The sequence below is a fragment of the Micromonospora sp. NBC_00617 genome (genome assembly GCF_045161355.1).
In the GTDB taxonomy this organism is placed as follows: domain Bacteria; phylum Actinomycetota; class Actinomycetes; order Mycobacteriales; family Micromonosporaceae; genus Micromonospora.
Genome location: NZ_CP107751.1, coordinates 1,515,523 through 1,535,576, shown reverse-complemented (window position 1 = coordinate 1,535,576; position 20,054 = coordinate 1,515,523). Strand labels below are relative to the sequence as shown.

Here is a 20,054-nt window from a genome sequence, read left to right as displayed (position 1 = left end):
TCTTGACACGCGCGGAACGCGGCGCTGACCGGGTGTAGAAAAGTGCAGCAGAACCGGGTGGCTGGGTGCAGCGCGTAGCGCCGGCCCGGCCGGCATCGTCGAGGCGTGTTTGATGAGCGAACGATGCCGTCTCTGGCATACGCGGAATCCCGACTGGGCGCGGCGCACCCCCGGATGCCGTTGGTGATCTTTTGGTTCTACCTGACGACCTGCGTGGCCGCGGCACTGTTCGGGCTGGTGCAGCCCACCCTGGCGATCGACCCGGTGATCATCCAGCTCAACCAGTTCGGGCCCGCTGTCGGTGTGCTGGCGGTGTTGCTGGCCTGGCGGCGTTGGCGACTTCCGCTGGCCACCGGGTTCGGCCTGTCCCGCGAGGTCCTGATCCGGCTGGTCGTCCTCGTTGTGCTGGCGGGAATGATCTTCGCTGTGTTCGTGGGAATCACCGAGCTGGCCGGTGTCTCGCGGCGCGGCATCCTCCCGGGGCAACTGCCGTACCCGTTCGGGCTGATTCTGGCCGCGCAACTGATCGGCGCCTGCGGCGAGGAGTTCGGCTGGCGGTGCTTCCTCCAGCCGTACCTGCGGGCCCGCTTCGGGGTGCTCGCCTCGGGCACCCTCGTCGGGTTGCTCTGGGGAGTGTGGCACGTCCAGGTCTTCAGTCGGGGGCCGATGTTCACCGCCAGCTTCCTGGCCATGGCGGTCGCGCTCTCGATCATGCTCGCCGTGCTGCAGGAGCAGTCCCGCCATGGAGTTTTGATCATCGCTGGTGGCTTCCATATGCTCGTCAACATCGGCATGCTGCTGCTGACCAGCGACTCAGATGGCGACGCCGTCCAGTTGTCTCTCACCGCGGCGTGCGTGCTCACCGCGTGCGGCGTGCTTCTCGTCGCCGCACGGCGTGGCATCGCGCTCACCCAATTCGTGGAAGGAGACCGGGCGTGAACGACATCCTTGCCTCGGAGCGCACCGACTGGCAGGCCCGGCTCGCGGCTCCCGGACGTGGCCTCGTGCTCGTCGGCCTGGCACTGGCCGAGGCCGTCGTGGCCTGCGTGGTCGCGGCCACCGCCACGCTGATCCCGCTCGGCATCGGGCTGTATCTCTTCCCGACCTCGGTGGCCTGGCTGTCGGGCCTGGCCGGCCGCTCCCGCGAGTATGCCGAGCGGTGGTCCGCGGTGACGGTGGCACGCCCCGAGCCGGCCCGGCCGGCCGTGCCCGCCGGGCTGCTGGGGCGGGTCGGCTGGTGCTGGCGAACCCTCACCGACCGCGAGTTCTGGTACGAGTACCGCTGGTCACTGATCGACCCGATCGTCGGGGCGTTCGTCGCCGCTATCCCGTTCTCGCTCGTCGTCTACGGCGCCTTCGGCGCGCTGGTGCAGCCGTTCGTCTGGCAGCCCATCGACCGTGCCGGCGGGAGCAACTGGTACGCGGTTGTGCACGTCAATACCGGGACCCGGGCTCTGCTAGCGGTGCCGATCGCAGTGGCAGTCACCGTGCTCGGGTTCTGGTGCGGACCGTGGCTGCTGCAGGTGCATGCCCGGCTGACCCGGGCGTTGCTCACCCTCGACCGGACCGAGGAGCTGACCCGCCGGGTCGAGCAGTTGGCCGAGACCCGGGCCGCAGCCGTGGACACTTCGGCCGCCGAGCTGCGCCGTATCGAGCGGGACCTGCACGACGGCGCGCAGGCCCGGCTGGTCGCCATGGGCATGAGCCTGAGCAACGCCGAGCGGCTGATCGAGCGCGACCCCGAGACGGCGCGCGCCCTGGTCGCGGAGGTGCGCCTGAACTCGTCGAAGGCGTTGCAGGAACTACGCGACCTGGTCCGGGGCATCCACCCGTCGGTGCTCGCCGACCGTGGCCTTCCGGACGCGGTGCGGGCGCTCGCCCTCGACAGTCGGCTGGATGTTCAGGTGGACGCCCGACTGGCACACCGGCTGCCGCCGCCGCTGGAGTCGGCGGTCTACTTCGCCGTGAACGAGCTGCTGGCCAACACGGCCAAACACTCCGGAGCGGACCGGGTCAACGTCGCCATCGCACTGAACGAGGGACTGCTGCGCATCCGGGTACGCGACGACGGGTGCGGTGGTGCGGACCCGTCCCGAGGGAGCGGATTACGCGGGGTGCAACGCCGGCTGGCTGCCTTCGACGGGACGCTCCGGGTAGAGAGCCCGGCCGGCGGCCCGACCTTGATCGAGTTGGAGATGCCGTGCGGGTCGTGATCGCGGAGGATCTGTTTCTGCTGCGGGACGGACTGGCCCGGCTGCTGCGCGACGGCGGGTTTGAGGTCGACGCGGTGGACAACGGCCCCGAACTCCTTGACCTGCTGCTCGACGATCCTCCCGGCGTGGCGGTCGTCGACGTACGGCTGCCGCCCTCGTTCACCGACGACGGGCTACGTGCGGCACTCGCTGCCCGTCGACGCCACCCCGGTCTGCCGATCCTGCTCCTGTCGCAGTACGTCGAGCAGCTTTACGCCCGCGAACTGCTTGACGACGGCGCCGGCGCGATCGGGTACCTCCTCAAGGACCGGGTCTTCGACGCCGAGCAGTTCCTCGACACGGTCCGGCGGGTGGCCGGTGGCGGAACCGTGCTCGACCCGGAGGTCATCACCCGGCTGCTGCGCCGCAACGACGCCAGAGGAACCGTCAGCGCCCTGACCGGGCGGGAACGTGACGTGCTCCAGCTGATGGCCGAGGGCCGCTCGAATTCGGCGATCGCCGCTCAGCTCCACGTCAGCGACAGCGCGGTCACCAAGCACACCGCGAGTATCTTCGGCAAGCTCGATTTGGCACCGTCTACCGACGACAATCGCCGGGTGCTCGCCGTGCTTGCTTACCTCAATCAGTGACCAGGCAGCAGCGAACGTGACCACTATCGAGAGTTGGGGCCGCGCCGTGCCCGCCGGGCGGGCGGACGTTGCACGGCGCGCCTACCAGGCGGCCCGCTGAGGACGACTACGTCTGATCCACGTGGTTCCGCCAGGAGTGGCGCGGCTCGTACCCCAGCACCCGGCGGGCCTTGTCGATGCTGAGCAGGGTCTCGTGCTCGCCCAACTCCTTGCGGATCTCGACGCCCGGGTAGACCTCGGCCATCAGGCTGGCGCTGGACCTGGTCATGACGGTGTCGGCGTTGGCGATGATGAACACGTCGGCGCCGGGCTGGTCGTGGGCGAGCGCGCGCTCGACCGCCTGCGCCCCGTCGCGGGCGTCGATGTAGCCCCACAGGTTCCACCGGCGCAGCGTCGGGTCGGCGTCGAAGGAAGGGAACGGAGCGTAGTCCTCGACGTCCATCACGTTGGAGAACCGCAGACCCACCATGACCAGTGCCGGGTCCCAGCGGCAGAAATGCCGCGCCATCTCCTCCTCAAGGGCCTTGTTCAACGAGTACGTCGACTCGGGCCGGGGCGCGTACGCCTCGTCGACCGGCGCGTACGGCGGTGGCGTGTCGAACGGCAGCCCCAGGACCGTCTCGCTCGACGCCCAGACGACCCGCCTGATCCCGGCCGCCCTGGCCGCGGCGAAGACGTTGTACGTGGCGGCGGAGTTGTTCGCGAACGTCGCCGCGTTGGACAGCAGCCCGGGCGCCGGAACGGCGGCCAGGTGCACGACCGCCTCGACGCCGCCGGGATGCTCGTCGGCGCCTCCGGTGAACGCCTCCACCACCTGCCCGTAGTCGGTCAGGTCGACGAGGAGGAACTCGCCGTCGACGTCGCGGGGGTCGCGCCCGCCGACGCGGTCCACCGCCAGCACGTCCACGCCCAGGCCGCGCAGGTGGGCGACCACGGCACGGCCGAGCTTGCCGGTGGCGCCGGTGACGACGACGCGTCCGGGGAGTACGGGATCGGTCATGGCCCCATCCTCTCCGGCTGGCTCGGGCATCCCGCACGCGGGTGCGTCCGCGCCCGGCAACCGCATCGATCAGGAATCGAGAAGTACGGGCCGAGGGCCCTGCCTAGCATGGCCAGCATGGACATCACCATTCACACGACAGTTCTTCCGCACGTCGACCCGGACGCCTCGGTGGCCTTCTACCGCGACGTCCTCGGCTTCGAGGTCCGCAGCGACGTCGGTCGGGGCACCATGCGGTGGATCACCGTCGGCCCGGTCGATCAGCCCGGCACGTCCATCCTGCTGGCGCCGCCGGCGGCGGACCCGGGCATCACCGAGGACGAGCGGCGCACCATCGCCGAGATGATGGCCAAGGGCACCTACGGGTGGATCCTGCTGGCCACCCGGGACCTGGACGGCACCTTCGAGAAGGTGCAGGCCCGCGACGCCGAGGTCGTCCAGGAGCCGACCGAGCAGCCGTACGGCATCCGCGACTGCGCCTTTCGCGATCCCGCCGGCAACATGGTCCGCATCCAGGAACTGCGCTGAGCCGTGTGTCTCGCCGCCTGGGGGCGCGCACGCGCCGAGGAACAGCGCCTGAACGACCTCGCCCGGCTGCGTCACGTCCCGGACGTGCCGTTGGTCGCGGCGGGGGCGACCGAACCGATCAGGATTCACGAGGTAAACGGGGGGAGACATGGCGAGCATGCCACCGCGGGGGCGTGAGGAGCGGCTCAGAGACACGCGCAGGAGACTGGAGAACGACGTCGACCTCTGGGTCGCCACGTCGGGTTCCCCGGACGGCGTGCACCTCATTCCGCTCTCCTACCTCTGGGACGGGAGCGTGTTTCTCATCTCGACGCCGCGCGCTTCGGTCACCGGCCGCAACCTGTTGGGGGACGGTCGGGTGCGACTCAGCCTGGGGACGACGCGCGACGTCGTCATCGTCGAGGGCGCCGCCGAGCCGGTGGACACCGCCGACCTCGGCCACGACCGGCGTGCGGCGTTCGCCACCAGGACCGGCTTCGACCCGAGCGGGATCGCCGAGCCCTACCAGTACTTCGTGATCCGGCCGCGGCGCATCCTGGCTTGGCGGGAGGCCAACGAGCTGCGGGGACGCGTCCTCATGCGCGACGGTCGTTGGCTCGACTGAGCCCTTCGGCCGCCCGCACGCCGCGATCCGCGTCCTGCCGTGCGCGGGCCGGGCGGGTGCGTACCGTGCAGGGGTAAACGCTCATGCGAGGAGGAGCCTTCATGTCCAAGCCACCGCTTCCCGAGGCCGCGGTCGAGATGCTGCGCAAGCCGAACCCGGCCGTCATGACCACGCTTCGCAACGGTGGTCAGCCGGTGTCCGCCGCGACCTGGTACCTGTGGGAAGACGGCCGGATCCTGGTCAACCTGGACGAGAGCCGCCGCCGGTTGGAGCACGTCCGCAACGATCCTCGGGTCTCCCTCACGGTGCTGGACGAGGCCGGCTGGTACACCCACGTCAGCATCATCGGGCACGTCGCCGAGCTGCGCGCCGACGAGGATTTCGCGGACATCGACCGGCTGTCCCGGCACTACACGGGCAATGCCTATCCCCGGCGTGATCGCGGTCGGGTCAGCGCCCTGATCGAGATCGATCGCTGGCACGGCTGGGGCTCGCTCAAGGACAACAGCCAGGTCGGCTGACCGTCCGCCGCGGGGACGGCGGCAGACGACGACAACGCCACCCTGACCAAGACGATCGGCCTCGGCCTGACGACCCGGTAGGCACGCGACGCCCGTGATCATGCGATGACCAGCGGTTGAACCGGAACGCCGACAACCACTGCGCATCACGTGATCACGGGCGCTGCCCATTCTCGGGGATCACCGCACGCACCGCGGCGTCGATGAGGGCGGTCACCTGAGCCATGTCCCGCGCATGGTGGACGTCCACCTCGGCTGACCAGCCGGGGTGGTCGAGCTGGACCGTCACGTCCTCCCGGCGGTGGGTGAGCCAGCCGGCGATCGCCTGAACCAGCACCATGACGGCGCCGGCGTCGTCGACCACCACACCCAGGACGTCGGACGGGGTCGTGGTCACCCCGTCCCGCAGACGGTCCTCGGCGCGCAGCCAGGACGCCAGCGAGCGCCGCGCATCGGCGGACGGAAGATCCGGACGGACCGAGAGCGTGATCGTCTCCGGCACGGCCTCCCCTTTCCAGACGACGACAGGCCACCCGCCATCCTGCCAGCCGGACCCGGCCCCGGCATCCCCCGCAGTCATCGGTGTCAATCAGCCCTTGACCGCCGCGTCGGCCCGCCCCATCGTCGCGTCCGTTCCGGATGGCCCCCCGAAGCGACTGGCGGGTGCCGCCGCCGTCGCGCTCCTGCTCGGTCTGACTCCCCTGCTCGGCGGCACTCCGGCCGCGAGCGGCGCTCCACCGTCGAGATGCAGCACCGACCCGAGCGCACGGCTGGGCGGCGTGCCCACCCCGAAGGCGGTGCTCGGCTTCCCTCTCGGGACAGGACAGGAGCGGGTTGTCACCAACGACGAGGCCCGCACCTACCTCGGGGCCGTCGACAGGGCCTCCGACCGGGTCGTCACGGGCGTGACGGCCACCAGCGTGCTCGGCCAGCCGCTGCCGTACGCGGTGGTGTCCAACGAGCGCCACGTGCGGCCGTCCGCGCTGCGAAAGATCGCCGACGACGTACGGGACCTGCGTGACCCCCGACGGACGAGCGCCCGGACGGCCGCGCGGACGGCGAAGGACAGCCCGGCCATCGTCTGGGTCACCGCGAACGTGCACGGCGGTGAGAAGAGCGGCACCGACGCGGCGCTCAAGACGCTGTACGAGTTGGCCGCCGGCCTGTCCTGCGAGGTCGCGCGGCGCAACGACAACCTGGTCACCATCATTGTCCCGACCCAGAACCCGGACGGCCGCGACGCGCCCCGGCGGCAGAACGAGTTCGGCTTCGACCTGAACCGGGACTGGTTCGCCCGCACCCAGCAGGAGACGGACGGCAAGCGGATCCGGGAGTTCGATCATCTGGGACCCGGCTCAGGTCTACGCGAACGACGTGGTCCGGATGGAGATCTGCGGGGCGATCGGTCCTACGGACTACTCGGGCTACTCCTGCAACTACACCACCTTCCGCAGCATCGACGGTTGACGGAAAGCGCTCGCCAGCACCGAGGATGCCGACCACGTCGCCCCGCGTCGGCATCCGGCCGACCCGTGGGGCGGTAGTGGAGTGCGGAAGCTGTGGAGCTGATGTCGTCGACGAATCAGGCGCGGGACGCCGTTGATTCATGCGCGAGATCAGCTCCACGGCGTCCATTCGATGGTGCCGCCCTCCCGTACAGGGGGGAATCATCCGTCCGCCGGCTACGACCGGTCGGCGACCTCGACGACGAACGCCCGCCACGACGCCGGCCCGAAGACCAGGGCCGGCCCGTCGGGGTCCTTGGAGTCCCGCACACCGACGATGCCGGGCAGATTGTCCGCAACCTCGACGCAGTTGCCGCCGCCAGAGCCGCTGCGAGTGGATTTACGCCACCTAGCGCCGATCAGGTCCATGACGTCACGACATCCTTCATCAGCTCGATCGACTGCCGGCGGGGAAGCGCTTCACTGCGAACCATCTCCCACCTCGACATGAGAGTATCCACATCGTCGTCTCGGTCGATGACGACCCCGCCGAGCTGGTTCTCCATCTCCCCCACCCACTTGTGCTCGGGCAGGCGTGCCAGGCTGAACGGCCCGGTCAGGCCGACGTGCATGCTGACCTCGTCCGGCAGCAGGTGAACGTTGATGTTTGGCCGCTCCGCGAGGGTGGTCAACTGCTTGATCTGCCCCGCCATGATGTCGCGGAACTCCGTGCCGGCGCGGCGGAGCACCGCCTCGGCGATGACGGCGACCAGATGCGGGGCGTTTGCCTTCGTCAAGATCGCCTGCCGGTCGATCCGGTGCGCCAGCCGCTTCTCGACCTCGTCATCGCTCAGCGTTTCGTTGCAGCGGATGACGGCCCGGCCGTAGCTCTCCGTTTGAAGCAGGCCCGGAACGAGGGTCGGTTGGAAAGACCTGAGTTGGGTCGCCGTGCGCTCCGCGTCGAGCCACGGCAGGAACCACGACGGTGCGCCGAGCTTGCCCACCATGCGCTCGAACAAGCCGCCGTTGGCGAATGCACGGTCGGCGCCCTTGATGAAGTCCATCGTCAGCGCTCGCGTCTCGCCCTCCACGGCGCTGACATGCGAGGCACTGAAGCCGGCACCTCGGCCGAACGCCTCCTGCGTCATCCCGGCGGCCCCTCGGGCTCGACGGATCTCGCCCACGATGAACGCGGCGAGCGGATGCGGTAAGTCGGCCATTCAAAGCTCCCCAAGCCGGAAGATCAATTACTCACGCCACTGCCCGGCGTGGAACGTTTCGCCAGCTCAGCCCGAACCGGCGAACCACCTTCCGAGCGTAGTGGACTCCACAGCAGAGTGTCACCAGCGGCGCGGCCGGTGGAGGACCCGAGACCCGGCGGACGCGTTCGTACCGGGGCCGCCCCTCTGGGCGAGCACTCACGGGGCGGCCCCTCCCAACGCCTGCCAGGGGGATGACCATGCCCATCGACCAGACGCCGCAGGTGCGATCCGGTGATCTGTTGCACCTGACCCGCGCCGCGAGCCCGCAGTTCGCCCGCCCCATCACGGTCCGCGTGATCCGCGCCCTCACCGACCGGCACACGTACCACGGTTGGTTGTGGATCGACGCCTACCAACTCGGACCAAACGGCGACGCCGTCGCCCGCCGCGAGCTGTACCTGATGCCGTCCGGCGCGCGCTGGCTCACCTCCCCACCAACCGCGCCCTCGCGGCCCACCGTGCCAAGGGGCCCCGTCGCGAAATCTACGCCAGCCGCGGCGACCCGGCCCGCCGCTCCACCCCGGCCCGCCGCTCTACCCTCGCCCGCCGCGCAACCCCGGCCCGCCGCGCAACCCCGACCCGCTGCCCGGCGACCCGTCCGGCGCGGTCCGATGCGGGTCGGCTGATGGCCCGTCGCGCTCCCGACCACCGACCGGTCCGTCCGACGTGGCGCTGCGGCACGTGTGGCATCGCCTGGCCCTGCTCGCCCGCCAAGCTCCGCCTCCTCGCGGCCTACCGGCTGGATCGCCCGGCTCTGCTGGCCCACCTGTCGGCGCTTCAGGCGGAAGCCGCCGCCCACCTCGCAGAGCTGAACCCGAGCACCCCACCCACCGACCTGACCGATCGCTTCACCGCCTGGGCCTCCGCCCGGTAGCCAACCGCGCTCCCCCGCCAAACCCCCGCAGATCTTGGACAGTTTCCGTTAGCGCCTGCCCCTCCCGTCGGCTACCGGACATCCGTCGGGCCGGATGACGACAGCGGCCACCGCACCTGCGGGGCAGGCTGGCCGGTATCGCCGACGACGGACGTCGGTCGAGGAGGCGCGCGGCCCATGGGCGTACCCCGGACAGGGTTGGCAGGGCGGGCGGCGCTCGCCGGCTGCCTCGCCGTGCTGCTGCTGACCACGGCGGTCGGATGCCGCCGGTCGCGTCCCGCGCCGGGCCCCTCGGGCGGTACGGCGACGGTCGGGCTCACCGCCACGGCGTCGCAGCCGGCGTACCGGGTGGGTGAGCAGGTCAACGTCCGGCTCAAGCTGGTCAACAACCGGGACGCCGAGTGCCGGCTGAGCCGAGTGGCGGACGGTGCGGTGACCGTGCTGTCGCTCACGCGCGACGGAGCGCCGGTCGCCCCCGCCATCGGTGCCGCCGCCTACTACCGGGACTTCACGGCGTACCTCGTCGAGAACCTGGTCCCGGTCCCACCGCGCGGTTCGGTGGAGCTGACTCTCGGCAGTGACCCGCAGAGCCCCGTCGGGGCGGCGCTGACCACCTCCGCCTCCGACGGGCGCGGCGGCGCCACCGTGACGTGGTGGCCGGTGGACCAGCCTGGGGCGTACCGGCTGGTGGTGGGCTACCTGCGGGCACCCCTGCCGGGGGTGCCGGCGGACGCCTGCGCCGCCACGGCCGAGCAGGGCACTGTCGACTTCGAGGTGAGGGGCGGGTGACCGGCGTGCGCGCGATTCGTCTGGGCGTGGTCCTGGCGGGGGTGCTGGTGCTGCTGGCGCCCCAGTCGGCGTCCGCCGTGGTCACCGTCAACTCCGACGTGCAGACGGAGTACGCGGGCTGCGTCGGGCAGATCCGCGGCTCGGGCAACGGCGCGGTGCTCGACGCGTTGCAGGCCCACCAGAAGACGATCAAGGTCCGCAGGCCGATCTTCGGCAAGGAGAGCGAGACGACGACGTACGTCCCGGGCAGCGATGTGCAGATCAACTGGGTGCCGGAGAACGACGGGCGCTCGTTGCCGGGCGAGGGGGCGGGTTTCACCGAGGACCAGTGCGCCACCCTCATCCACGAGATGAACCACGCCCTCGACCTGGCCAACGACACCGATCGGGGTCAGTTCTGCACCCAGGGCGGCCAGTTCGCCAGCGGCGTGGATCCGGCCGAGGTGCACGCGGTCCTGGCGGAGAACGCGTACCGCAGAGCCGCCGGATTGCCGCTACGCACGACGTACAGCGGTAAGAAGCTGCCGGCGAACGGCAAGGACTGCGACCCGCCCACGCCGCGACCGCCCTCCGGTGGGGGTTGCTCGACCTCCGTGATCGGCAAGGGGTACCGCTGCGCGAACAGCAACGGTGACCCGCATCTGCTCACCTACGACGGTCTCCGATACGACTTCCAGGCCGCCGGGGAGTTCGTGCTCAGCCGCTCGACAAAGGACGACTTCGAGGTCCAGAGCCGACAGACGATGTTCCCGGCCAGCTCGACCGTGGCCGTCAACTCCGCAGTCGCGGCGCGGGTGCACGGCGACCGGGTCGGCGTGTACGCGACGCCCGGCGGCCCCGCGGTCCGGGTGAACGGCGCACCGCCGGTGCTCGCGCCGACCGGGACGAAACTGCCGCGCGGCGGCACGCTCACCACCTGGGACGACCGCACGGTGACGGTGGACTGGCCGGACGGCACGCGGCTGATCGCGCACCCTCTCGGCGTGTGGGGGTTGAGCGTGAGCGTCAGCGCGCCGGACGCCCGGGCCGGGACGCTGGAGGGCCTGCTCGGCGACCACGACGGTGACCCGGGCGATGATCTGACCGTCCGCAACGGTAAGCGGGTGGCCCAGCCGCCCACGTTCGAAGCGCTCTACCCCGGCTTCGCCGACAGTTGGCGCGTCGAGGCTCCCCGGTCGCTGTTCGACTACGAGCCGGGCCAGGACACCGGCACGTTCACCGACCGGCGCTTCCCCGACCGGCTGCTCACCGTCGGCGACCTGCCCAACCGGGCCACCGCCGAACTCGTCTGCCGGCGGGCCGGCGTCACCGACCCGCAGACCCTCGCCGACTGTGTGCTCGACGTCGCCCTCACCGGGCAGGTCGCGTTCGCCACCGACGCCGCGCGGGCCCAGCGGGACGCCCCCGGCGCCGGTGACGTCACCCTGGAGGTCACCCGACCCGGCGCCACCGCCGCCCTGAAGGTGCCCGGCCGAGCCGGCCAGAAGATCTTCGTCGAGGTGCCGGCCGCCACCACGACGGACCGGTGCGGCATCCTGCTGCTGCTCGACCCGCAGGGACGCCAACTGGCGACCGGCTGTGTCATCTCCGGTGTCGGCTTCATCGACACCACCACGCTGACCGAGACCGGCGACCACCAGGTGGTGCTCGACCCGTGGGGCGCCGACCTCGGCCGCGCGACGGTACGGGTCGTCACCGTCACCGACGAGGAGAAGACGCTCACCCTGGACGGGCCGGCGGTGCGGGCGACCCTCGCCCAGCCGGGGGCGGTGAGCCGCCTGGCGTTCGACGGGCGCGCCGGCCAGAAGGTCTTCGTCCAGGTCACCGCCGCGACCCTGCCGGACCGGTGCGGCCTGCTGCGCCTGCGCGACCCGGCGGGCGCGGAGGTGGCCACCGGCTGCGTGATCGGCGGCCAGGGCAATGTGGACGGCTTCGTCCTGCCGGCCACGGGCCGCTTCGTCCTGGAGGTCGACGGGACTTCCACCGACACCGGCTGGGCGGACGTGCGGCTGCGCGACGCGCACGACGAGCAGGCCGACACCGTCGCGGACGGGCGGGCCGTCACGCTGACCGTCGGCCGGCCGGGCGCGGTGAGCCGGCTGCGGTTCCCCGCCGACGCCGGTCGCCGCGTCACCGTCGAGGTGACCGGCGCCAGCCTGTCCGACCGGTGCGGGATCCTGCTGCTGAACGGTCCGGACGGCGCGACGGTGGCCACGGGCTGTGTGATCGGCGGAAGCGGCAGGTTCGAGGCGGGCCCACTGCCGAAGAAGGGGACGTACACCCTCGTTCTCGACCCGTGGGCGGACGACACCGGGTCGGCCACGGTCACCCTGCGCCAGGCCGGGTGACCGTGCCGTTGAGCCCGTGGCCGTCACCGCCGGCCCGGCCCCGACCGACGACTCTGGCCGGGGCCGGCCGGTGATCGACCTCCGCCCAGGCAGCGGCCTGCCGCGGTGGCGCTACGCGACTCCGGTCCGCCACCGGTCGCAGGTGTCCGTAAGCCAGGCAGGCTGGTCCACGCAGGAGCGGAACCGGACGGTACGCCCCTCGCCGAAATTGTGGTCCCACTGCGAGCAGTCGCCATTGCTGCCCGGGTTGTAGTGCGACCCGGTCTGCAGGGACCCATCGATCCGGACGTACTCGTACGCGACGTACGAGATGAGGCCGTCCTCTCCCGTGTCGCAGTTCTCGAACTTGTCTCCGTAGCTGATGAACCTCGACCATGAGCCCGCCACCGAGGACGACGCGTCGGTTCCGGCATACGCGCTGCTGCCGGTCGCGAGGATCGTCGCTGCCGCGGCAGCGGCCACTACACTGAATTTTCCGATCTTGTTCATGCGACACCAACCACCCATACGCTACAGGGATCCGGGATCGGTCCCAGCAGGTCGACGCAGGCCCGGAACGTGACGCTACGACCCTCGCCGAAGTTGTGGTCGTACGTGGCGCAGGTGCCGCTTCCGAGGCCGTTGTACTCGTTGTCGTGCTGGAGACTGCCGTCCTTGCGGATGTACTTGTACTCGTTGTAGACGTTGAATCCGTCGGTCTCCGTGTCACAGACCTTGAACGAGTCGCCGTAGCTGGTGAAGGTCACCTTCGCGCCCGGTCCCGTGGCCACCCGGTCCGTGCCGGCCTGGGCGGCGCCGCCCGTGCCCACCAGTACTGCCGCGGTCGTCGCGGTGACGACGAGCGGTCGTTTCAGCCATGTCATCCCGGCTCTCCCCAATCTCTTCGCCAGCCCCGTTCTGGGCTGTCCCCTGACTATCGATGGCGGGTCTGGGACGGGTCTGGGACGGACCTGGTATCCGCTGACAGCACCGGGGTAATGCATAGGCGGTGGCCTCGGTGAGGAGATGCGGTGGCGGTGCGATTCGGCTTGCTCGGGGATGTTGTGGCGACTGTCGACGACCATCCGGTCGCCCTCGGGCACGCGCGACAACAATGCGTCCTGGCCGCCCTGCTCGTCGACATCAACCGGGCCGTCTCGGTCGACCAGCTCATCGACCGTGTCTGGGGTGAGAACCCGCCGCGGCGCGCCCGCGACACTCTCTACGGCTACCTCTACCGCCTGCGCCGCAGTCTGGCCGACGCGCCCGACGCGGCGATCACCCGCCGCCCGGGTGGGTACCTGATGGCCGCCGATGAGATGGCGGTGGACCTGCACCGATTCCGCCGTCTGCGTGACGAGGCCCGCGCCGAGCGGTCGGAGGACGACCGCCTCGCGTTGTTCGACCAGGCGCTCGGGCTCTGGCGCGGTGACCCGTTCTCCGGCCTGGATGCCTTCTGGCTCGACACCGTGCGGACGGACCTGGAGCAGGAAAAGCTGACGGCGGAACTCGAACGCGTTGATGCGGCGCTGACCGTCGGCCAGCACGATGCGGTGCTCGCGGACCTTTCGCGTCTCACCTCGGACCAGCCCGTGAACGAACGCCTCGCCGGCCAGATGATGCTGGCGCTGTCCGGCAGTGGCCGCTCGGCCGAGGCGCTGGAGCACTACCGGCGGTTTCGGGACCTGCTGGTCGAAGAGCTCGGCGTCGAGCCGAGTTCACACCTTCAGCAGCTACACCGGTCGATCCTGGCACCGGACATCGCCGCGGGTTCAGGTGAAATCGGGTCACCCGTTCCCCGTCAACTGCCCATGCCGTCCGGGTCGTTCACCGGCCGGTCCGGCGAGCTGGCACAGCTCGACGCGGCCCTGCGGACGTACGGCGGGACGACCGGAGCCGCGGTCGCCGTGAGCGGCACCGGTGGGATCGGCAAGACCTGGCTCGCGCTGCGCTGGGCCGCCCTCCACCTGGACCAATATCCGGATGGCCAGCTCTTCCTCAACCTCAGCGGTTTCCACCCGACCGAGCCGCCGATGACACCGGCGACCGCGATCCGGGCAATGCTGGACGCGCTCGATGTCGCCCCGAGCGCGGTGCCTGCGGATCTCGCCGCCCAGATCGGCCTGTACCGGAGTCTGGTGGCCGACCGACGGATGCTGGTCGTGCTCGATGACGCCCGGGATCCGGATCAGGTCCGCCCGCTGTTACCCGGCTCTGCCAGCTGCGCCGTCCTGGTGACGAGCCGGAACCAGATGTCCGGCCTGGTAGCCACCGAAGGAGTGCGTCCGCTGCCGCTCGGCTTCCTGAGCCGGGCGGAGGCGCTTCGCCTGCTCGCCGACCGCCTCGGGCCGGCAAGGGTCTCGGCAGAGTCTTGCGCGGCGGACAACATCGTGCGGGCGTGCGCGGGGCTGCCGCTCGCCCTGTCGATCGTCGCCGCCCGGACCGCCACGAATCCGGCTCTGTCGCTCGCGGACCTGGCCGACGAACTCCTCGATCAACACCACGGTCTGGACGCGCTGGCCGATCGCGATGCCGTCGCCGACGTGCGCTCGGTCTTCGCCGCGTCCTACCGGTCGCTCGGTGCTCCGGCGGCGACGCTGTTCCGGCTGCTCGCGCTGTATCCCGGACCGGACATCAGCCTGCCGGCGGCGGCCAGTCTCGTCGGGCTACCGGTCCCTCAGGTCCGCGAACCGCTCGACGAGCTGCTCGGTGCGCACCTGGTGCGTCTGACCGGCCCGGATCGCTACGCATGCCACGATCTGCTGCGGGCGTACGCTGGCGAGCTGTCGAACGAGACCGAGCGGACAGGCGCGGCCCGCCGGCTGCTCGACCACTATCTGCACGGGGCTTACGCGTCCGCGCTGACGATCGAGCCGCATCGGGACCGGGTGGACCTGCCGCTGCCGGCGGCGGGAAGCACCGTGACATCATTCGCCGACCACGAGCACGCACACCGGTGGCTGGACACCGAGCGACTCGTGCTCCTCGCCGCGGTCGAGCAGGCGGCAGCATCTGGGTTGGACGGTCACACCTGGCGGCTGGCCTGGGCTACGGCGACCTTCCTCAGCAGGCTGTCGCGCTGGACGGATCTGGCGACGGCCCAGCGCACCGCTCTGACCGCGGCGCGACGTGCGGACGACCTCGCCGGCCAGGCACACGGCCACCGCGATCTCGGCCTGGCGCTGCACCAGCTCGGCGAGCTGGACAACTCCCTGAGCCACCTCCACCGCGCCGGTGAGCTGTTCGGGCGTCTCCGCGACCCGGCTGGCGAGGCGTACGTCGCGCTCCATCTGGGCTGGGTGCACGAGGGGCAGGATCAGCACCACGAGGCGCTGGAGTGTGACGAGCATGCCCTCGCTCTCTTCGGCGAGGTCGGTCACCTGGTCGGGCAGGCGAAGGCCCTCAATGCCATCGGCTGGGACCATGCGCGCCTCGGCGACCAACAGCGGGCCGTGGATCACTGCCGGCGGGCCCTCGCTCTGCATGAAGAGCTGGGCAACCTGACCGGGGCGGCCAAGACCTGGGACAGCCTCGGCTACGTCCATCATCAGTTGGGCGACGCCGACGATGCCGGCGCGTGCTACCGGAAGGCGCTCGATCTCTACGAACAGTCGGACGATCGGTGGGGCAAGGCCGAGACATTGACCCGTCTGGGCGACGTGCTGCATGACAACGGTGACGTCGAAGCGGCCCGGCGCAGTTGGCTCCGGGCGTTAAGCCAGCTCAACGAGGACAATCGGGCGGAGATCGCCGAGCTGCGCCGACGGCTCGCCCGGGTCGCTTCGGCGTAGAGCCGCCTGCCGCGCCTTGGCGTGACGGTAGTGGTCCGGCCGGCCCGGCGAGCGGGCCAGCCGGACCGCGGTGTCAGCCGGTCGCGCAGACGGTGCCGTTCAGGGTGAACGCGGTGGGCAGCACGTTCGGCCCGCTGTACGCGCCGACGAAGCCGGCGCTCACGCTCGCGCCCGGGGCGATCTGCCGGTTGTCGTCGGTCGGGGTGACGCGCACGGCAGCGCCGACCTGCTCCCAGGTGGCGCTCCAGCCGCTGCTCACCTGCTGCCAGCCGGTCGGCCAGGTCCAGGTGAGCGTCCAGCCGGTGAGGGGCCTCGTCCCGTTGTTGGTGATCTCGACGCCCCCGATGTAGCCGTTGCCCCAGTCGTTGCCGGCGGTGAAGCGGACCGTGCACGCGCTGGTCGCCGGGCTGCCGGTGGCGAACGTCAACGGCGGTGAGGCCCAGGACACCCGGCCGGCCGTGTCACGGGCCAGCACGTTGACGGTGTACCTGCTGCCCGGCACCAGGTTGCCGACCGTGAACGACGTCGTCGCCGTCTCGCCGAACTGCTCGCTGACCGCACCGTTCTGCCGGTACACCTCGTACTTGGCGATCGGGCTGCTGCCGGCGGTGGCCGCCGGCCAGGTGATCGTCGCGCTCCGGTCGGTGACGCCGCTGGCGGTGGGCTGGCCCGGGGCCGACGGCCGTCCGGCGGTCGCGCCGGCCGGGCGCAGCACCAGCGTCGTCAACGAGTACGGCGGCAGCGTCCGGCTGGTCGCCGAGCCGGACTGGCCGGTGGCGATGCCCGTCGCGCCGTTGGTGAGGGTGGACACCGTCGGCGCGGCTGTCGACGGCGTGAACCCGGCGTAGTCGATGGCGACGTCGTGGGCCGCCTCCGGGTCCTTGTTGATCAGCAGCACGGCAAGGTCGCCGTTGCCCCGCCGAACGGCGTGCGCGCTGATGAGTGGCTCGTCGGTGCCGGCGCGCACGAACTGGTCGCCGGTCTTGGCGAAGAGCTTCATCATCGTCAGAGCGTGGTACGGCGCGAACGGCGTGTTCAACGGCGGCTCGCACACCGAGCCGTCCGCCGTGCAGCCGCCGCTGGACAGCATGCCGAAGTCGCCGTAGTCGGTCTGGCCCGCCACCTCGCTCACCGTGCCGATGCCGTTGTGCACGTTCCACCACTGGGCGGTGAAGACGCCGTTCTCCAGCAGCCCGCTGTACGCGTCGGCCAGGAACAGCGCCCCGGGCTGGGTGTTCTGGCCGGCGCCGACGTTCAGCTCGGTGAAGCTGATGCCGATCCGGTCGGCGTTCGGGCCCGCGTACCGGCTGAGCTGCTGCCGGAGCAGGTAGGTCGCGTCGGGGAGCTGGTTGGTGCGGGTCAGCGACTCGGCGGCGGTGCCACCCGGGTACCAGTGCACGTCCACGAAGTCGATCTTCGGGCCGGCGAGGGAGAGCACCGTCTGGTTCCAGGAGCCGGGGTCGCTGCCGGCGGTGATCCCGTCCGGCCAGTTGCCCGGCATCGTGAGCACCGCGCCCACCCTGATGCTCGGGTCGACCGCCTTCATCGCGTCGGCGTACTCGACGACCAGCCGCGCGTACTGGCTGGCGCTCTTGTCCGGGTGGTCGTCCGCCTCCCACGCCGACCCGTAGAGCCCGTTGCCGTAGTTCTCGTTGCCGATCGTCCAGTACCTCGCGCCGTAACCCTTGGTCACGTTGGCGTAGCGCACCCAGTCGGCGGCCTCGGCCGGCGTACCGGTGCCGTAGTTCGCGATGATCATCGGTTGGGCGCCGACCCGCCTGACCGCCGCCATGAACGTGTCGAAGTCGGTGTTCGGGGCGACGTATCCGCCGGGTGCGGTGTGGTCCTTCCAGTGGTAGATGTCGGCGTACGAGCCGCCGGGATAGCGCATCATCTGCACACCGGCGTCGCGCAGCAGGTCCGACGTCTCGGCGGTGCCCAGGTTCTGGTCCCAGATGGCGTGGTTGACGCCCAACGCGGTGTCGGACACCCGCGCCAGTCCGGCGCGGGCGTTCACGGTCACGGCGACGGCGCCGGGGTCGGCCGCCGCCATCGCTGTCGGAGGGTGGATGCCGGAGAGTGCGCTCGCGGCGAGCAGCACGCCCGCCAGGAGCGCCGCGCGGCGGTTCGGTATCTGCATGGCTGGGTTCCTTCGGGAAACGACAGTGAGTCACCCGGCCGGCAGGGAGCGACGCGGCGGCGGGCGGACTCGTGGACGGACAGGCCCCGGCGCCCCATCGCTCGTGCTCCGTCCCCCGGGATCCGTGGTCCGGTCCCGGCTGCCCAGTGGACGGGCGTCAGCCCCGCGCGCAGCGGGTTATCGACGGCCAAGAATGTCATGGTCGAATCGGGGATCTCAAGTGGACCCGCCGAAGCAGGCGCTCCCACGAGTGAACTGACGTCATACGTTACGTCTTGACGAACGACATGTTATCGCTCACAGTCGATGCGAGGCGCGCCGCGTCCACGGCTCACCGGGAGAGCCCGCGCTGGTCAGGGCGCCCTTCTTCCCGCGCGGCACCCCCCACCACCACCGCTGCACTCACTGTGAAGGAATCGCCGATGAGATCAAGGCTCGCACTGTTGGCCGCCGGTTTGGCGACGGCTCTGGCGACGATGACGGCGGTGGTCACCGTCGCTACTCCGGCGTCCGCCGCGACGCTGACCCAGGTGACCAATTTCGGCACCAACCCGACGAACCTGCAGATGCATCTGTACGTGCCGGACCGCGTCGCGGCCCAGCCGGCTCTCCTGCTCGCGCTGCACTACTGCGGCGGCAGTGGCCCGGCGGTCCATTCCACTTTCGGACTCAGCTCGCTGGCCGATCGCTATGGCTTCATCGTGATCTATCCGTCGGTGACCCGCAGCAGCAAGTGTTGGGACGTCTCGTCGGCGCAGGCGCTGCGCCGAGACGGTGGCAGTGATCCGATCGGCCTCAAGTCCATGATCGACTACGTTCGGAGTCGTTACCCGGTCGATTCGAGCCGGATCTCCGTGGGCGGGTTCTCTTCCGGGGCGATGATGACCAACGTCATGGTGGGTCTCTATCCGGACGTGTTCAACGCGGGGTTCAGCTCCTCCGGGGTTCCGTTCGGCTGCTTCGCCACCACGAATGGTTCGGAGTGGAACAGCGAGTGCTCCGGCGGGCGGATCGTCAAGACGGGGCAGCAGTGGGGTGACCTGGTGCGCAACGCGTATCCCGGATACTCGGGCAAGCGTCCGAGGTTCCAGATCTGGCACGGCACCACGGACACCACGCTGAGCTACGTCAACTTCGGCGAGCAGATCAAGCAGTGGACCAACGTGCTGGGCGTCTCCCAGACCCCCAGCTACACCGACTACCCCCAGACCAGCGCCACCCGCACCCGCTACGGGGGCACCGGCGGCACCGCCCCCGTCGAGGCGATCAGCTTCCAGGGTTACGGCCACTCCATCCCCTTCGACGCCGCCCAGGCCATCCGCTTCCTCGGTCTCGACACCACCAGCCCCACCACCCCGCCGCCGGGCGGCACGGCGGCACCGCTGCGCAACGTCAACGCCGGCCGGTGCCTGGACGTCCCGTCCAGGTCGCAGACGAACGGCACCCAGGTGGCGTTGTGGGACTGCAACGGCGGCACCAACCAGCTGTGGACGTCGACCACCAGCAAGCAACTTCAGGTGTACGGCACCAAGTGCCTGGACGCCGAGGGCGCCGGGACGACCTCCGGCACCCGGGTGATCATCTGGGACTGCAACGGCGGCGCCAACCAGCAATGGAACCTCGGAACCGACGGCACGGTCACCGGACTCCAATCGGGCCTGTGCCTCACCCCGAACTCCGGGGGCACCGCCAACGGCAGCCCGGTGGTCCTCTCCACCTGCAACGGCGGGACCAGCCAGAAGTGGACCAGGAGCTGATGCGGTAGCCCGATCGGTTTCACCGGCGACGTTGCGGCCCGGCCCCGGGATCCTTCCCGAGCCGGGCCGCCCTGCCGGCCGCGTGGTCAACGCGTCGCAGCGGTGCCGCGTAGTCCAGTCGCGAGCACCGCGGGGGGCGACACACAGCGCCACCGGTTGGTAACGTGACGACGG

General features: G+C 70.6%; 20 protein-coding genes. 13 read left to right on the top strand and 7 right to left on the bottom strand.

What is annotated here, in order from left to right; genetic code table 11:
- Window positions 1-123: 123 nt before the first annotated feature.
- From OG505_RS06875 to OG505_RS06865, 3 genes are read left to right on the top strand one after another with little or no spacing between them, the layout of a single operon-like run.
- Window positions 124-939, top strand: coding sequence for a CPBP family intramembrane glutamic endopeptidase (locus OG505_RS06875; protein WP_405431842.1), 816 nt, complete (start codon window positions 124-126; stop codon window positions 937-939).
- The gene (locus OG505_RS06870; protein ID WP_405431840.1) at window positions 936-2,213 is read left to right on the top strand and encodes a sensor histidine kinase; all 1,278 of its coding nucleotides are present in this window, start codon (window positions 936-938) and stop codon (window positions 2,211-2,213) included. The genes OG505_RS06875 and OG505_RS06870 overlap by 4 nt, the downstream gene beginning before the upstream one ends.
- A complete protein-coding gene (locus OG505_RS06865) occupies window positions 2,201-2,842 on the top strand; it encodes a response regulator (RefSeq protein WP_405431839.1) in 642 nt (213 codons plus the stop codon). Before OG505_RS06870 ends, OG505_RS06865 begins: the two co-directional genes overlap by 13 nt.
- Before the next feature lie 106 nt (window positions 2,843-2,948).
- On the opposite strand, the gene OG505_RS06860 is transcribed toward OG505_RS06865, so the two are convergent.
- A complete protein-coding gene (locus OG505_RS06860; protein WP_405431837.1) occupies window positions 2,949-3,842 on the bottom strand; it encodes an NAD-dependent epimerase/dehydratase family protein in 894 nt (297 codons plus the stop codon).
- A 117-nt stretch (window positions 3,843-3,959) separates the two neighbouring features.
- Here OG505_RS06860 and OG505_RS06855 point away from each other — a divergent pair, with 117 nt between their 5' ends.
- The 3 genes from OG505_RS06855 to OG505_RS06845 all read left to right on the top strand — a co-directional run bounded on the left by OG505_RS06855 (window position 3,960) and on the right by OG505_RS06845 (window position 5,495).
- A complete protein-coding gene (locus tag OG505_RS06855; RefSeq protein ID WP_405431835.1) occupies window positions 3,960-4,370 on the top strand; it encodes a VOC family protein in 411 nt (136 codons plus the stop codon).
- Window positions 4,371-4,518: 148 nt separating this feature from the next.
- Window positions 4,519-4,974, top strand: coding sequence for a pyridoxamine 5'-phosphate oxidase family protein (locus OG505_RS06850; RefSeq protein WP_405431834.1), 456 nt, complete (start codon window positions 4,519-4,521; stop codon window positions 4,972-4,974).
- Between the two features lie 101 nt (window positions 4,975-5,075).
- Window positions 5,076-5,495 (top strand): PPOX class F420-dependent oxidoreductase, encoded by a 420-nt coding sequence (locus OG505_RS06845; protein ID WP_405431833.1) that lies wholly within the window; start codon window positions 5,076-5,078, stop codon window positions 5,493-5,495.
- Between the two features lie 154 nt (window positions 5,496-5,649).
- Here OG505_RS06845 and OG505_RS06840 read toward each other — a convergent pair whose 3' ends face one another.
- Window positions 5,650-5,997, bottom strand: a complete 348-nt coding sequence (locus OG505_RS06840; protein ID WP_405431831.1) for a hypothetical protein — start codon at window positions 5,995-5,997, stop codon at window positions 5,650-5,652.
- Window positions 5,998-6,091: 94 nt separating this feature from the next.
- Between OG505_RS06840 and OG505_RS06835 the strand changes: the two genes are divergently transcribed.
- Window positions 6,092-7,039: a M14 family zinc carboxypeptidase gene (locus OG505_RS06835; RefSeq protein ID WP_405431830.1), complete on the top strand. Its 948-nt coding sequence runs from the start codon at window positions 6,092-6,094 to the stop codon at window positions 7,037-7,039.
- A 138-nt stretch (window positions 7,040-7,177) separates the two neighbouring features.
- Here the strand turns inward: OG505_RS06835 and OG505_RS06830 are convergent, their stop codons facing one another.
- Window positions 7,178-7,369 carry a DUF397 domain-containing protein gene (locus OG505_RS06830; protein WP_405431829.1) on the bottom strand — a complete coding sequence of 64 codons (192 nt, stop codon included), beginning with the start codon at window positions 7,367-7,369 and terminating at the stop codon, window positions 7,178-7,180.
- Window positions 7,360-8,160, bottom strand: a complete 801-nt coding sequence (locus OG505_RS06825; RefSeq protein WP_405431827.1) for a helix-turn-helix transcriptional regulator — start codon at window positions 8,158-8,160, stop codon at window positions 7,360-7,362. Before OG505_RS06825 ends, OG505_RS06830 begins: the two co-directional genes overlap by 10 nt.
- Window positions 8,161-8,399: 239 nt before the next feature.
- Here OG505_RS06825 and OG505_RS06820 point away from each other — a divergent pair, with 239 nt between their 5' ends.
- The 4 genes from OG505_RS06820 (at window position 8,400) to OG505_RS06805 (ending at window position 12,213) form a co-directional block, all read left to right on the top strand.
- Window positions 8,400-8,828, top strand: a complete 429-nt coding sequence (locus OG505_RS06820; protein WP_405431826.1) for a hypothetical protein — start codon at window positions 8,400-8,402, stop codon at window positions 8,826-8,828.
- On the top strand, window positions 8,828-9,076 hold the full coding sequence (locus OG505_RS06815) for a flavin reductase (protein ID WP_405431825.1): 249 nt from the start codon (window positions 8,828-8,830) through the stop codon (window positions 9,074-9,076). Before OG505_RS06820 ends, OG505_RS06815 begins: the two co-directional genes overlap by 1 nt.
- A 177-nt stretch (window positions 9,077-9,253) precedes the next feature.
- Entirely contained in the window at window positions 9,254-9,865 is a 612-nt protein-coding gene (locus OG505_RS06810) for a hypothetical protein (RefSeq protein WP_405431824.1), read from the top strand.
- A gap of 5 nt (window positions 9,866-9,870) precedes the next feature.
- Window positions 9,871-12,213, top strand: coding sequence for a VWD domain-containing protein (locus OG505_RS06805; protein WP_405431823.1), 2,343 nt, complete (start codon window positions 9,871-9,873; stop codon window positions 12,211-12,213).
- A 111-nt stretch (window positions 12,214-12,324) separates the two neighbouring features.
- Here the strand turns inward: OG505_RS06805 and OG505_RS06800 are convergent, their stop codons facing one another.
- The gene (locus OG505_RS06800; protein ID WP_405431821.1) at window positions 12,325-12,702 is read right to left on the bottom strand and encodes a hypothetical protein; all 378 of its coding nucleotides are present in this window, start codon (window positions 12,700-12,702) and stop codon (window positions 12,325-12,327) included.
- Window positions 12,699-13,076 carry a hypothetical protein gene (locus OG505_RS06795; protein ID WP_405431819.1) on the bottom strand — a complete coding sequence of 126 codons (378 nt, stop codon included), beginning with the start codon at window positions 13,074-13,076 and terminating at the stop codon, window positions 12,699-12,701. Before OG505_RS06795 ends, OG505_RS06800 begins: the two co-directional genes overlap by 4 nt.
- Before the next feature lie 147 nt (window positions 13,077-13,223).
- On the opposite strand from OG505_RS06795, the gene OG505_RS06790 reads away from it, so the two are divergent.
- Entirely contained in the window at window positions 13,224-15,983 is a 2,760-nt protein-coding gene (locus OG505_RS06790) for a BTAD domain-containing putative transcriptional regulator (RefSeq protein WP_405431817.1), read from the top strand.
- Between the two features lie 73 nt (window positions 15,984-16,056).
- Here OG505_RS06790 and OG505_RS06785 read toward each other — a convergent pair whose 3' ends face one another.
- On the bottom strand, window positions 16,057-18,123 hold the full coding sequence (locus OG505_RS06785; protein ID WP_405431816.1) for a cellulose binding domain-containing protein: 2,067 nt from the start codon (window positions 18,121-18,123) through the stop codon (window positions 16,057-16,059).
- 422 nt (window positions 18,124-18,545) lie between these two features.
- Here OG505_RS06785 and OG505_RS06780 point away from each other — a divergent pair, with 422 nt between their 5' ends.
- Window positions 18,546-19,880, top strand: coding sequence for a PHB depolymerase family esterase (locus OG505_RS06780; RefSeq protein ID WP_405431815.1), 1,335 nt, complete (start codon window positions 18,546-18,548; stop codon window positions 19,878-19,880).
- Window positions 19,881-20,054 lie beyond the last annotated feature (174 nt).